The organism is Xenorhabdus vietnamensis (assembly GCF_002127535.1).
Classification (GTDB): domain Bacteria; phylum Pseudomonadota; class Gammaproteobacteria; order Enterobacterales; family Enterobacteriaceae; genus Xenorhabdus; species Xenorhabdus vietnamensis.
Map to the genome: position 1 here is coordinate 29,234 of NZ_MUBJ01000002.1, position 13,205 is coordinate 42,438.

Annotated in this window: 11 protein-coding genes and 2 tRNA genes; 10 read left to right on the forward strand and 3 right to left on the reverse strand. The window is 44.0% G+C overall.

Annotated features, from left to right (window positions below):
• The first annotated feature begins 20 nt into the window (after positions 1-20).
• A tRNA-Asp gene (locus tag Xvie_RS02270) sits at positions 21-97 on the forward strand.
• 8 nt (positions 98-105) lie between these two features.
• Positions 106-181: transfer RNA gene (locus tag Xvie_RS02275), tRNA-Trp, on the forward strand.
• 202 nt (positions 182-383) lie between these two features.
• Here Xvie_RS02275 and hdfR read toward each other — a convergent pair.
• Positions 384-1,220, reverse strand: coding sequence for an HTH-type transcriptional regulator HdfR (gene hdfR / locus Xvie_RS02280; protein WP_086107768.1), 837 nt, complete (start codon positions 1,218-1,220; stop codon positions 384-386).
• 117 nt (positions 1,221-1,337) lie between these two features.
• Here hdfR and Xvie_RS02285 point away from each other — a divergent pair, with 117 nt between their 5' ends.
• A complete protein-coding gene (locus Xvie_RS02285; RefSeq protein ID WP_086107769.1) occupies positions 1,338-1,676 on the forward strand; it encodes a MaoP family protein in 339 nt (112 codons plus the stop codon).
• A 65-nt stretch (positions 1,677-1,741) separates the two neighbouring features.
• Here the strand turns inward: Xvie_RS02285 and Xvie_RS02290 are convergent, their stop codons facing one another.
• On the reverse strand, positions 1,742-3,268 hold the full coding sequence (locus tag Xvie_RS02290) for a YifB family Mg chelatase-like AAA ATPase (protein WP_086107770.1): 1,527 nt from the start codon (positions 3,266-3,268) through the stop codon (positions 1,742-1,744).
• Positions 3,269-3,861: 593 nt separating this feature from the next.
• Here Xvie_RS02290 and Xvie_RS20675 point away from each other — a divergent pair.
• The 6 genes from Xvie_RS20675 to ilvA all read left to right on the forward strand — a co-directional run bounded on the left by Xvie_RS20675 (position 3,862) and on the right by ilvA (position 10,452).
• Positions 3,862-3,957 carry an IlvGEDA operon leader peptide gene (locus Xvie_RS20675; protein WP_139838794.1) on the forward strand — a complete coding sequence of 32 codons (96 nt, stop codon included), beginning with the start codon at positions 3,862-3,864 and terminating at the stop codon, positions 3,955-3,957.
• Between the two features lie 137 nt (positions 3,958-4,094).
• The gene (gene ilvG / locus Xvie_RS02295; protein WP_086107771.1) at positions 4,095-5,741 is read left to right on the forward strand and encodes an acetolactate synthase 2 catalytic subunit; all 1,647 of its coding nucleotides are present in this window, start codon (positions 4,095-4,097) and stop codon (positions 5,739-5,741) included.
• Positions 5,738-5,995 carry an acetolactate synthase 2 small subunit gene (gene ilvM, locus Xvie_RS02300; protein ID WP_086107772.1) on the forward strand — a complete coding sequence of 86 codons (258 nt, stop codon included), beginning with the start codon at positions 5,738-5,740 and terminating at the stop codon, positions 5,993-5,995. Before ilvG ends, ilvM begins: the two co-directional genes overlap by 4 nt.
• Before the next feature lie 24 nt (positions 5,996-6,019).
• Positions 6,020-6,946, forward strand: a complete 927-nt coding sequence (locus Xvie_RS02305) for a branched-chain amino acid transaminase (RefSeq protein WP_086107773.1) — start codon at positions 6,020-6,022, stop codon at positions 6,944-6,946.
• A 105-nt stretch (positions 6,947-7,051) separates the two neighbouring features.
• On the forward strand, positions 7,052-8,902 hold the full coding sequence (gene ilvD, locus Xvie_RS02310) for a dihydroxy-acid dehydratase (protein ID WP_086107774.1): 1,851 nt from the start codon (positions 7,052-7,054) through the stop codon (positions 8,900-8,902).
• A 2-nt stretch (positions 8,903-8,904) separates the two neighbouring features.
• Positions 8,905-10,452 (forward strand): threonine ammonia-lyase, biosynthetic, encoded by a 1,548-nt coding sequence (ilvA, locus tag Xvie_RS02315; protein WP_086107775.1) that lies wholly within the window; start codon positions 8,905-8,907, stop codon positions 10,450-10,452.
• A gap of 201 nt (positions 10,453-10,653) precedes the next feature.
• Here the strand turns inward: ilvA and ilvY are convergent, their stop codons facing one another.
• Positions 10,654-11,535 carry an HTH-type transcriptional activator IlvY gene (gene ilvY / locus Xvie_RS02320; protein ID WP_086107776.1) on the reverse strand — a complete coding sequence of 294 codons (882 nt, stop codon included), beginning with the start codon at positions 11,533-11,535 and terminating at the stop codon, positions 10,654-10,656.
• A 156-nt stretch (positions 11,536-11,691) separates the two neighbouring features.
• On the opposite strand from ilvY, the gene ilvC reads away from it, so the two are divergent.
• Positions 11,692-13,170 (forward strand): ketol-acid reductoisomerase, encoded by a 1,479-nt coding sequence (ilvC, locus tag Xvie_RS02325; RefSeq protein ID WP_086107777.1) that lies wholly within the window; start codon positions 11,692-11,694, stop codon positions 13,168-13,170.
• Positions 13,171-13,205 lie beyond the last annotated feature (35 nt).

Below are 13,205 nucleotides of genomic sequence, written 5' to 3' on the forward strand. Positions count from 1 at the left end.
CGAAGATAAAGAAATTCGGTGGTGCGGTAGTTCAGTTGGTTAGAATACCGGCCTGTCACGCCGGGGGTCGCGGGTTCGAGTCCCGTCCGCACCGCCACCGTATTTAGGGGCGTAGTTCAATTGGTAGAGCACCGGTCTCCAAAACCGGGTGTTGGGAGTTCGAGCCTCTCCGCCCCTGCCAGTTAACAACTAAGTAATAATTGATATAGCTTTCAGATTAATAGCCCAGCTAAATTTAGCTGGGTTTTTTCTTATTTGTCATTCTCTATGTGGTTCTAACGTATAGTTTTAATCCCGAGCCTCTTTTAATCCTAATCCCTTTATGGCGCTATTCCTTTGCGCGCTGTTTTATATATCCCTTTCTTTTTACTATAAAACTACTCTTAGGCAGTTACAGGCGCTTTTTCGACAGGAATCTTTAATAAGTGTTGGATTAGTGTTTGTTGGTCACTGTTTTGCAGCCATACAGCATACAATGGCCGTTCTATTAACTTATTATTAGGTGTGGCAACGAGTTCAGGATATTTTTCTTGCCAGTGTACAGGGAGAAAGGTTGTAGCGTTAACGCTATCCAATAATTCTCTGGCAATATGTGCTGATGTGGTTGTTATGATAGGTGGATGATCGCTCTTTAATATTTGTTGTTCTTGTTGATGAAAATCAGCTCCCCACTCTAATTTAATATAATTCTCCACTCCTTTATCAAGATTATGCTGGGTTGTTAATAAAATAAGCTGGATATTACCTATCAATTGGCTTTGAAACTCATCCATTTTGGGCAGTTCAGTGGTAATTAGCAGATCTAATTCACGAGAATGTAATTGCTTGACTAGTGACTGACGTGTAGAAACCAGAGACTCGATTCTTGTTTCTTGGTGGTGTTGATAAAATGTATTTAGCCAAGATGCGAGATAACTTTCCCATAGAGATGCAGTAGCACCGATAGAAAGTTTTATGTGCTGGGCAACATAATTGATTTCTTTCTTCGCTAGTTGCCAAGTATTCATTAGTGATTCTGCATAGGGCACTAGGCGTTCTCCGGCTGCTGTTAGGCGGATATTATTGCGATGCCGTGTGAATAAATTGGTTCCCAATTGATTTTCTAGTTGGCGGATCCGAAAGCTAACAGCGGATTGTGTTAAATAGAGCGATTCAGCTGCCCGACCGAAGTGACGAGTCTTACTGACTTCCAAAAAGGTTTTCAGTAATTCAGTATCCACATGTAATCTCCAATAATTTTTGTCGTTAAGATTTAAATATTTTGTTTTACAGAATGTCAAGCCTCACTAATACTCCGCGCCATAATTAGTATGACATCAGAGTTAGGAGTGTGTCAGATGGCTGAAAGCTTCATCACGACTAATCGTTTTTTTGATAATAAAAATTATCCACGTGGATTTTCCCGTCATGGTGATTTCACCATCAAAGAGGCTCAATTGCTAGAACGTTATGGTCATGCGTTCAATGAATTGGACCTTGGTAAACGTGAGGCTCAAACAGAAGAAGAGAAACTGTTTGTTTCAGTTTGCCGTGGTGAGCGTGCACCTGCAACGCTTGAGGAAAAGGTATGGGCTAAGTATTTGGCAAAAATCAGCCGCCCAAAACGTTTTCATACTCTTTCCGGTGGAAAACCGCAGGTTGATTCTGCAGAGGACTATACCGATACTGATGATTAATACCATCATTGATATTAATCATCTATACAAGAGGGGCAAAATTGCCCCTCTTCTTAATCTACAACTTATCCGGCTTGTTTTTGCAATTGAATAAGTAGCCTATCCATACTTCGGTAGCTGAGTGCTTCCATAATATCTGGTTTTTCTATTCTTGTTTGTTCTTTTAAGTCTGCGATTGTGCGGGAAACTTTGAGTATTCTGTGCCAAGCACGTATAGATAGCCCTAATTTCAATAAAGTATTTTCCAGAAAAATGGCATCTTCCATGCTAATTTTGCAAATATTTTCGGTTTGCTTGCTACTGAGATGGGCATTGATATTCCCACACCGCTCTATCTGTATTTCTCTTGCTCTTGCTACTCGTTTTTTGACTTCAAGACTACTTTCTCCATACTTTGTCGAGGATTGACTTAAAGTGCCTGGAGGAAGCAGGGGAACGTCAATTGAAAGATCAAAGCGATCTAAAAAAGGGCCTGAAAGTTTGGAAAGATAGCGCAATACTTGTTGTGGGCTACTCCGGTTATGCATCCCCTGATGATAACCAGTTGGACTGGGGTTCATGGCTGCAATCAGTTGAACCTGAGCAGGGAAACAAACTTTTGCTCTTGCGCGAGATATCACTATTTCGCCTGATTCCAACGGTTCACGCAGGGCATCAAGAACACTGCGATTAAATTCGGGTAATTCGTCTAGAAATAACACGCCGTTATGGGCAAGGGAAACTTCTCCCGGCTTAGGTATTGAGCCCCCTCCAACAAGAGCCGCCATTGAAGAACTGTGATGAGGGGCTCTAAATGGGCGCGTGTGCCACTTTTGAAAATAAACCGGGCCTCCGGATAAGCTATTGATTGCAGCGACGTCTAGAGCTTCCTGATGCGTCAATGGAGGTAACAAACTACATAATCGGCTGGCAAGCATGGTTTTTCCTGTGCCTGGGGGGCCGAGTAGCAGAAGATTATGACCACCAGCGGCAGTGATCTCCAATGCTCGTTTGGCTTGTTCTTGCCCAATAATATCCTGTATATCTAAAACAGAGGGTTCTGCCTGTGGTTTAACAGAAGAAGGGGAGATTAAAGTCGTTTCTTCTCCCTGTAAGAAATGACAGACTTGAAGTAAATGATTTGCCATCAATGTTTCGTTCTGAGACAAAATTGCTAGTTCAGCTTGGTTCTCTGATGAGAGGATAAGTTGTCTTCCTGCTTTTTTGGCGCTCAATGCGGCCGGAATGGCTCCCATGACTCGCCGTATTTCGCCAGAGAGTGCTAGTTCACCTAAAAATTCATAATTATGTAGCTTATCTGCTGCGATTTGCTCTGATGCAGCCAAAATCGCGATAGCGATGGGTAAGTCATATCTTCCCCCTTCTTTGGGGAGATCCGCAGGTGCTAAATTGACGGTAATTCTTTTAGGGGGATAGGTAAAACCACTATTGATAAGAGCACTTCGGACACGATCTCTGGCTTCCTTAACGGTAGTTTCAGGTAAACCAACAAGAGTGAGGCCGGGTAAGCCATTACTGATATGTGCCTCTATCGTGACGATGGGGGAATCAATACCAATTGTTGCCCGTGTATAAATAACGGAAAGTGCCATGATGCTCTCCTTAGCAAGAAAGCTGCTATCATGAATCTATAAAAAATAATAAAAAGTCGCCTTGCGTTATTTTGTGAAAAGGTTCGTAAATATATTTCTTGCTATGACTATGCTGAAAATTATTTAGTCGTTTTAACATTAATAATAACATGATGTTATATATGAATAATCTAACAGATAGGAATTCTTATAATAAAGAAACTGCATGGCAATAAATGATGTCATATAAAATTATAACAAAGAAAAATATATTAATTTAATTTCAATAATTTTTAATTTTGTTAATGATGACAAACATTAATCAACAAAGTGGATTGGAGAGTATTTTGACCATCTCATAGAAATGAGATGATTAACTCATTTTTTATGAATTAATTTATTAATTATGTTTTTAAACAGAAGGATAATGATTTTTTCTGAGCTAAAAATGAGTAAATTCCAGTGGATTTATCTGTTTATTAAGTTATCTAAATGAAAAATATAAATAAAATAATTTTGTTATGGAAAAATAAAAAATAATCGTTGTAAACAGTCATAGAAAGTGATAACTCTTAAATATACGTCAAGCATACGAATTGAAAACGAATAAAATTATGAACGCATTTGTCCTAGTGATTAGCCTAATTATTGTGAGCGTGGTGGTGATTATCCCACCGTGCGGGGCTGCACTAGGACGTAAAATGGCTTAGACAGAAGAATAGCCAGAATCCTAAAAACCCCCGCACCGAAAGGCGCGGGGGTTTTTTTTAGGCTCGACACGTAGAAGCGGGCATAACAAAACATCACAACAGCCAACGATAAGATAAATATAACAGGGGTAAAGGCAATGAACGGGGCACAATCGGTTGTAGAGGCATTACGAACACAGGGCGTTGAAAAAGTTTTTGGTTACCCAGGTGGAGCCATCATGCCAGTTTATGATGCGCTGTATGACGGAGGTGTTGAACACATTTTATGCCGCCATGAACAAGGGGCCGTTATGGCGGCAATCGGCTACGCGAGGGCAAGTCGCAAGCCTGGCGTGTGTATTGCGACATCAGGGCCTGGAGCGACAAACTTAATCACGGGATTGGCTGACGCATTATTGGATTCTGTTCCTGTCGTGGCCATTACCGGTCAGGTCAGCTCTGAATTTATAGGGACGGATGCCTTTCAGGAAATCGATATGCTGGGAATGTCTCTTTCTTGTACAAAACACAGCTTTCTTGTTGATTCACTGGAAAAATTACCTCAAATCATCGCCGATGCCTTTACCATTGCCATGAGTGATCGTCCTGGCCCTGTTCTGGTTGATTTACCAAAAGATATTCAATTGGAGCAGGGTGATTTTGTTCCATATTTGATACCAACATCCCCTAAATCTTCTCTTCCAACAAAAGAACTGGAATTGGCTCGTCAATTGTTAGCTTCATCTCAGAAACCGATTTTGTACGTGGGGGGAGGGGTTGGCATGTCTGGTGCTGTTCCTGAATTACGTAATTTTGTATCTGAAACAGGTATTCCTGTTGTTTCTACATTGAAAGGTTTGGGAGCGGCAGATTTTGAACATGAATGTTATTTAGGAATGTTAGGGATGCATGGCGCTAAAGCAGCTAATCTTGCCGTTCAATCCTGTGATTTGTTAATTGCTGCTGGTGCGCGTTTTGATGACCGTGTTACAGGGAAGCTGAATACCTTTGCACCTAATGCCAAAGTTATTCATTTGGATATTGACCCCGTTGAATTCAATAAATTACGCCAAACTCACGTTTCATTATTGGGTGATTTAAAAACTCTGTTGCCTCATTTACAACAATCCTTATCGATCCAAGCCTGGCAGCAAGAAATCAAACAATTAAAAAATGAACATGTATGTCGTTATGACTATCAAGGTGAAAGTATTTATGCTCCGCTGCTGTTGAAGCAGGTTTCTGACCGTACCTTGTCTAGTACAGTTATCACAACTGATGTTGGGCAGCATCAGATGTGGGCTGCCCAACACATGACGTTTAGTCAGCCAGAGAATTTCATCACATCAAGTGGATTAGGCACGATGGGATTCGGCATTCCAGCAGCGATTGGTGCTCAGATGGCGCGTCCGGAAGATATGGTTATCTGCATATCTGGCGATGGCTCTTTCATGATGAATGTTCAGGAGTTAGGCACCATTAAACGTAAGCAATTGCCAGTCAAACTGATCTTATTGGATAACCAAAGATTGGGTATGGTTCGTCAGTGGCAAGAGCTGTTTTTTGACAAACGTTATAGCGAAACGATCTTAACTGATAATCCTGATTTCCTTACGTTGGCGCAGGCCTTTGGTATTCCGGGGCAGAGAATTACTGATAAAGCACAAGTGAATGAAGCTTTGGATGCTTTGTTCAACAGCGAGGGCGCGTATTTATTACACGTGTCTATTGATGAATTAGAGAATGTCTGGCCACTGGTTCCACCGGGTGCAAGTAACGAAACTATGTTGGAGAAATCATCATGATACAGCATCAACTTGCTATTAAGGCGCGGTCTTGTCCTGAGATTTTGGAACGGATTCTGAGGGTTACCCGCCATCGCGGGTTTCAGATATGTGCATTGAATATGGATCATACAACAGATAGTGATAATGTAAGTATTGAGCTCACCGTGACTAGCCAGCGTCCAGTTAATTTACTTTTTTCCCAATTGATGAAATTGGTGGATGTTGCTGGTGTTGAGATCAAGCACAAAGAATCACAATTGATAAGCGCATAACGCGCCACTGAAGGAAAACTGAGAATGACAAAGCAAGCTGATTATATTTGGTTCAACGGGGAAATGGTGCCTTGGGCGGATGCTAAAGTTCATGTTATGTCCCATGCCTTACATTATGGGACTTCGGTATTTGAAGGGATTCGTTGCTATAACTCCCACAAAGGGCCGGTTGTTTTTCGTCATCGTGAACATATGCAGCGCTTGCATGACTCAGCCAAAATTTACCGTTTTCCAGTGAGCCAAAGTGTTGATGAATTGATGGAGGCTTGCCGCGAAACGCTCCGTAAAAATAAATTAGTCAGTGCTTACATTCGTCCACTGGTATTTGTGGGTGATGTTGGAATGGGCGTAAATCCACCTGATGGTTATAAAACAGACGTTATTATTGCCGCTTTCCCGTGGGGGGCTTATCTCGGTGAGGAAGCCTTGGAGCAGGGCATTGATGCGATGGTTTCTTCATGGAATCGCGTGGCAGCAAATACGATCCCTACAGGCGCAAAAGCGGGTGGAAATTACCTCTCTTCTTTGCTGGTAGGAAGCGAAGCGCGGCGTCATGGTTATCAGGAAGGTATTGCACTGGATGTTCATGGCTATATTTCAGAAGGTGCGGGTGAAAACTTATTTGAAGTGAAAGATGGAGTTCTATTCACTCCTCCATTTACTTCATCTGCCCTGCCGGGGATCACGCGTGATGCCATCATCAAGTTGGCACAGGATCTTGGTATGGAAGTCCGTGAACAGGCGCTTTCTCGTGAGTCGCTTTATTTAGCGGATGAAGTCTTTATGACAGGAACAGCCGCGGAGATTACTCCGGTTCGTAGTGTAGACGGCATTCAGGTTGGTATCGGCAAATGTGGTCCTGTCACTAAAAAAATCCAAAGTGCGTTCTTTGGCTTATTTGATGGCACGACAGAAGATAAGTGGGGCTGGTTGGATCCGGTTAATCCTTAATTAAAAAATATAAAATCCAACAGGCGATCGTTCCTCGCCTGTTTTGATTGTTGAAGCTAATTATTTTTGAAGCCAATTGATAAGACAGACTTGGGAGTAGAAACAATGCCTAAATATCGTTCTGCCACGACGACGCATGGCCGTAATATGGCGGGAGCCCGTGCTTTATGGCGAGCCACGGGGATGACTGATGCAGATTTTGGAAAGCCGATTATTGCGGTTGTTAACTCATTCACGCAGTTCGTGCCAGGACATGTGCACTTACGTGATCTCGGCAAGCTGGTGGCAGAACAGATTGAGGCATCAGGTGGTGTTGCGAAAGAGTTTAATACTATCGCTGTTGATGATGGTATCGCTATGGGGCATGGTGGAATGCTCTATTCATTGCCTTCGCGTGAGCTAATAGCTGATTCGGTGGAATACATGGTCAATGCCCACTGTGCTGATGCCATGGTGTGCATTTCCAACTGTGACAAAATCACTCCGGGAATGTTGATGGCATCGCTACGCTTGAATATCCCGGTTATTTTTGTTTCTGGTGGCCCAATGGAAGCGGGTAAAACGCGATTATCCGAGCAACTTATCAAACTGGATTTGGTCGATGCCATGATTCAGGGGGCCAATCCAAATGTCAGTGATGAACAGAGCGAGCAAATTGAGCGCTCTGCGTGCCCGACATGTGGTTCTTGCTCTGGTATGTTTACGGCGAATTCGATGAATTGTCTGACGGAAGCACTTGGTCTTTCTCAGCCGGGTAATGGTTCCCTGCTCGCTACACATGCGGATCGTAAGACCCTGTTTATTAACGCTGGTAAGCGCATTGTTGAGCTGACTAAACGCTATTATGAACAAAATGATGATAGTGCTCTCCCACGTAATATTGCGACCAAAGCTGCCTTCGAAAATGCCATGACATTGGATATTGCGATGGGCGGTTCGACTAACACTGTTCTGCATCTGCTGGCCGCTGCGCAGGAAGGTGAAATTGACTTCACTATGGCGGATATTGATCGTTTATCTCGTCAGGTGCCTCATTTGTGTAAAGTTGCCCCAAGCACCCAGAAATATCATATGGAAGATGTACACCGTGCTGGTGGTGTGATGGGGATTCTTGGTGAGCTTGATCGCGCAGGGCTTTTGCATCGCGATGTGAAAAACGTTTTGGGTTTGGATTTGCCACAAACGTTGGCTCAGTACGACATTATGCTGACAGAAGACGAAAGTGTTAAGAGCATGTATTCAGCAGGGCCAGCAGGGATTCGTACCACACAAGCCTTCTCACAGAATTGTCGTTGGCCATCACTGGATACTGATCGCGAAGCAGGATGTATTCGTGAGCGCACTCATGCTTACAGTCAGGATGGTGGGCTGGCAGTTTTATTTGGCAACATTGCAAGAGATGGCTGCATAGTGAAAACAGCAGGCGTTGATGCAGAAATTCTGATTTTCCGAGGCATAGCTAAAGTTTACGAGAGTCAGGAAGATGCGGTGGAAGCCATTCTTGGTGGAAAAGTTGTGGCTGGTGACGTGGTTGTCATTCGCTATGAGGGGCCGAAAGGTGGCCCAGGTATGCAGGAAATGCTCTATCCCACTACGTATTTAAAATCCATGGGGCTGGGGAAAAGTTGCGCATTGATTACGGATGGGCGTTTCTCAGGAGGAACATCGGGGTTATCCATTGGTCACGTATCTCCAGAAGCGGCAAATGGAGGCTTGATTGGGCTGATTCATGACGGCGATATCATTGAGATTGATATTCCAAACCGTAAAATTCAGTTGAATGTTGCTGAAACCAAGCTTGCTGAACGCACACAGGCCGAATTATCTCTCGGAGATAAGGCGTGGACACCTAAATCCCGTGAGCGTCAGGTTTCTTTTGCATTACGAGCTTACGCTTCATTGGCGACCAGCGCTGATAAAGGCGCAGTGCGCGATAAAACTAAACTGGGGAGCTGATTGTGGCGGTTTATCCTCTTAATACTGAACCCAAAGGAGCGGAATATCTCAAGGCTGCACTGAGTGCACCGGTTTATGATGTTGCTCAAGTCACTCCTTTACAGGAAATGAAAAAAATCTCGTCTCGTTTAGGCAATACTATTTTGGTTAAACGGGAAGATCGCCAGTTGGTGCACAGTTTCAAATTGCGCGGCGCGTACGCGATGATTGCTGGTTTGACGGAAGAGCAAAAAAACAAAGGCGTGATTACGGCTTCCGCAGGCAACCATGCACAAGGTGTTGCATTATCGGCCAATAAAGTTGGCATAAAAGCGACTATTGTGATGCCGATAGCGACAGCGGATATTAAAGTCGATGCAGTGCGCAATTTTGGTGGAGAGGTACTGTTGCATGGTGCGAATTTCGATGAAGCGAAGGCAAAAGCAATCGAGATGGCAAAAAAGCACGGTTACACTTTTGTGCCACCATTTGACCATCCTGTCGTCATTGCAGGTCAGGCTACATTGGCGATGGAGCTGCTACAACAGGATGTTCATCTTGATCGTATCTTTGTTCCCGTTGGTGGTGGTGGCTTGATAGCGGGAGTAGCCGTTCTCATCAAACAGCTTGTACCCGAAATGAAAGTCATTGGTGTAGAAGCTGAAGATTCTGCTTGTTTGAAAGCAGCACTGGAAGCCGGGCATCCGGTCGATTTGCCAAGAGTTGGATTATTTGCCGAAGGCGTGGCAGTCAAACGCATTGGCGATGAAACGTTTCGTTTGTGCCAGCAATATGTCGATGATGTCATTACAGTGGACAGTGATGCTATCTGCGCCGCCATGAAAGATATCTTTGAAGATGTCAGGGCGATTGCAGAACCCTCTGGTGCGCTGGCACTGGCAGGGCTGAAGAAATATGTCCAGCAACATCAGATTCAGGGAGAGCGATTGGCACATATTCTTTCTGGGGCCAATGTGAATTTTCATGGGTTGCGTTACGTTTCAGAACGCTGTGAGCTTGGAGAACAACGCGAAGCTTTGCTGTCGGTGACTATTCCTGAACAAAAGGGGAGTTTTTTGCAGTTCTGTCAGATACTGGGTACTCGTGTCGTGACTGAATTCAGTTATCGTTATTCGGATGCAACAGATCCAAACCAAGCCTGTATTTTTGTTGGTATTAGACTGAGCAGGGGAAATACTGAGCGTCGTGAAATTATTGAAGAGTTAAAATCATCGGGATATCAAGTCTCTGATTTTACTGATAATGAAATGGCAAAGCTGCATGTGCGTTACATGATCGGAGGCAGGCCATCCAAGCCATTGCAGGAGCGGTTATTTAGCTTTGCCTTTCCTGAATCTCCGGGGGCTTTGCTGAAATTTTTGCAGACACTGGGGACTCATTGGAATATTACTCTGTTTCATTACCGTAGCCACGGCACGGATTATGGGCGTGTATTGGCTGCTTTTGAACTTTCAGGGCCAGAAGTGCGTTTTGACCGCCATTTGGATGCGCTAGGCTATGAATATCATGATGAAACCGATAATCCCTCATTTAAATTATTTTTGACTTAAGCAATAAAGAATAAAGCAATAAACAGCAAAATAGTTTCGTTTTTGGGGTATTTTGCTGATTTTACTCTATTCTTTTTTCTGTAATAAGTGACGAGGTTGGCATTATCTCTTCCACTACTTTTCCTATTCTATCTTATGGATTTCAAGATGCAGCCAACAAAGCTGCAACTTGAAAAACGATGGATATATAAGATTTCCAAACTACAATAGCTCCCAGAATGCTTTAACTAATGGTTCATTCAAGCGCTTACTCAACGTACAGACACCCAATTCAAATGGCTCGACCAGTGAAATATTTTCCAGTAATGAGATACGGTTGCGTACAGGTTCAGGGCTATTTTCGACAACAACCGCAGGTATTAACGCAATTCCACAGCCTAATGCCACCATAGAAACAATCGCTTCATGACCGGAAACTGTCGCGTAAATTACGGGGTGCAGGATCTTATTCCGCCGGAACCAAAGCTCAATGCGTTTGCGGGAGGGGCCGTGCTCGGGCAGAATAAACGGGATGCTATTCCAGTCGGGGGATTCCTGTGTAGCGAGAATTCTCACGGCGCAAGGCAGTGAGGGGGCAATCAGTACCAACGGCACTTCACCTATTTTGGTAAAACGGACACTATCAGGTAATTTTTCCGGTTTGCCTGCAATACCCAAATCTGCTGCATCAGATTGGACTTTATCAACAGCATCAGCGGCATCTCCTGTTGTCAGCTTGATTTCCACCAAGGGATGCTCCGCCCGAAATTTATCTAAGACTTGTGGCAGATGGCTATATGCAGCCGTGACTGAACAAAATAGACGTAACTCTCCCGTCAATGATGGACTTTGATGATTTAATGAATGCTGTAGCTGCTTATATTGCAGGAGAGTTTGCTGAGCAAATTGTTTGAGTTGCTCGCCGGCAGAGGTCAATTTTACTGTTCGGTTATCCCGCAGAAAAAGCGGGTGCCCTAATGATTCCTCAAGGCGCTGGATTTGGCGTGAAAGTGTGGATGGGCTGACATGCGTGGCCTTGGCTGAGCGCCCAAAGTGACAACTTTCCGCAAGGTGTAAAAACAGTTTTAAATCACGTAAATCCATCGTTTGTGACCCTTTACCTAGAGGTTTTTTGCGGTGAAAAAGCTTGTTGCATAATCTGCAATGTAATCTTGTCAATATATCAATTTAAGCAATGCCTTTCATGTCATATATTGTTTGTGTGCAAACAACCTCACATCTAATTATATCGGAGTCACCATGGCTAATTATTTTGATACGTTGAATTTGCGCCAGCAATTGGCGCAGTTAGGCAAATGCCGTTTTATGGCGCGGGAAGAATTTGCTGACGAAGCAGGGTATTTGAAAGGCAAAAAAGTGGTGATCGTTGGCTGTGGCGCGCAAGGGCTGAACCAAGGTCTTAATATGCGTGACTCCGGTTTAGATATTGCCTATGCGCTACGCAAAGAAGCGATTGATGAAAAACGACCATCATGGCGTAAGGCAACAGAAAATGGTTTCGCAGTTGGCACTTATGAAGAGTTAATTCCACAGGCCGATTTGGTTATCAACCTGACGCCAGACAAGCAACATTCGGTGGTGGTTCAGGCGGTTCAACCTCTGATGAAAGAAGATGCCGCATTAGGTTATTCCCATGGTTTCAATATCGTCGAAGTGGGTGAGCAGGTACGTAAAGATATTACCGTTGTGATGGTTGCACCGAAATGCCCGGGTACGGAAGTTCGTGAAGAGTATAAGCGTGGATTCGGTGTACCTACCCTGATTGCTGTACATCCAGAAAATGATGTAAAAGGTGAAGGGATGGCGATCGCGAAAGCGTGGGCCGCTGCAACAGGGGGACATCGGGCAGGCGTGCTGGAATCTTCTTTCGTGGCAGAAGTTAAATCTGACCTGATGGGAGAACAGACCATTTTGTGTGGCATGTTACAGGCCGGTTCTCTGTTGTGCTACGACCAACTGGTTGCTGATGGCACTGAACCGGGTTATGCCGGAAAATTAATCCAGTTTGGTTGGGAAACTATCACCGAAGCCTTGAAGCAGGGCGGCATTACGTTAATGATGGATCGCCTTTCCAATCCGGCAAAACTGCGAGCTTATGCTCTTTCTGAGCAATTGAAAGTGATTTTAGCTCCTTTGTTCCAGAAACATATGGATGACATCATTTCTGGTGAATTCTCTTCTACTATGATGGCTGACTGGGCTAATGATGATAAAAACCTGCTGACCTGGCGTGAAGAGACGGGTAGAACACCATTTGAGAATTACCCAGACTATGACGGTAACATCAGCGAGCAGGAATACTTTGACCATGGTGTGTTGATGATTGCAATGGTCAAGGCTGGGGTTGAGCTGGCATTCGAAACGATGGTAGATACTGGCATCATTGAAGAGTCTGCTTATTACGAATCTCTGCATGAATTGCCGTTGATTGCGAATACCATTGCTCGCAAGCGCCTGTATGAGATGAACGTGGTGATTTCTGATACGGCAGAATATGGTAACTACCTGTTCTCTTACGTTGCGGTTCCACTGTTGAAAGAGAAATTCATGGCGACTCTGCAAGCAGGGGATTTAGGAAAAGCAGTTGCAGATCGCGGCATTGATAATGCTCAGTTACGTGATGTGAATGAAGCGATCCGTAACCATCCGATTGAAATTATCGGCCGTACTTTGCGTGGTTATATGACGGATATGAAACGCATTGCTGTTGGTGACTAATATGCCGTTTATCCTGCCCGAAGTTATTTTATCGG

Coding starts and splice junctions, on each gene's coding strand:
- Xvie_RS20675 (WP_139838794.1), top strand. CDS start 3,862: ATGAACGCATTTGTCCTAGTGATTAGCCTAATTATTGTGAGCGTGGTG.
- Xvie_RS02285 (WP_086107769.1), top strand. CDS start 1,338: ATGGCTGAAAGCTTCATCACGACTAATCGTTTTTTTGATAATAAAAAT.
- ilvY (WP_086107776.1), bottom strand. CDS start 11,535: ATGGATTTACGTGATTTAAAACTGTTTTTACACCTTGCGGAAAGTTGT.
- ilvD (WP_086107774.1), top strand. CDS start 7,052: ATGCCTAAATATCGTTCTGCCACGACGACGCATGGCCGTAATATGGCG.
- Xvie_RS02290 (WP_086107770.1), bottom strand. CDS start 3,268: ATGGCACTTTCCGTTATTTATACACGGGCAACAATTGGTATTGATTCC.
- ilvM (WP_086107772.1), top strand. CDS start 5,738: ATGATACAGCATCAACTTGCTATTAAGGCGCGGTCTTGTCCTGAGATT.
- ilvG (WP_086107771.1), top strand. CDS start 4,095: ATGAACGGGGCACAATCGGTTGTAGAGGCATTACGAACACAGGGCGTT.
- Xvie_RS02305 (WP_086107773.1), top strand. CDS start 6,020: ATGACAAAGCAAGCTGATTATATTTGGTTCAACGGGGAAATGGTGCCT.
- ilvC (WP_086107777.1), top strand. CDS start 11,692: ATGGCTAATTATTTTGATACGTTGAATTTGCGCCAGCAATTGGCGCAG.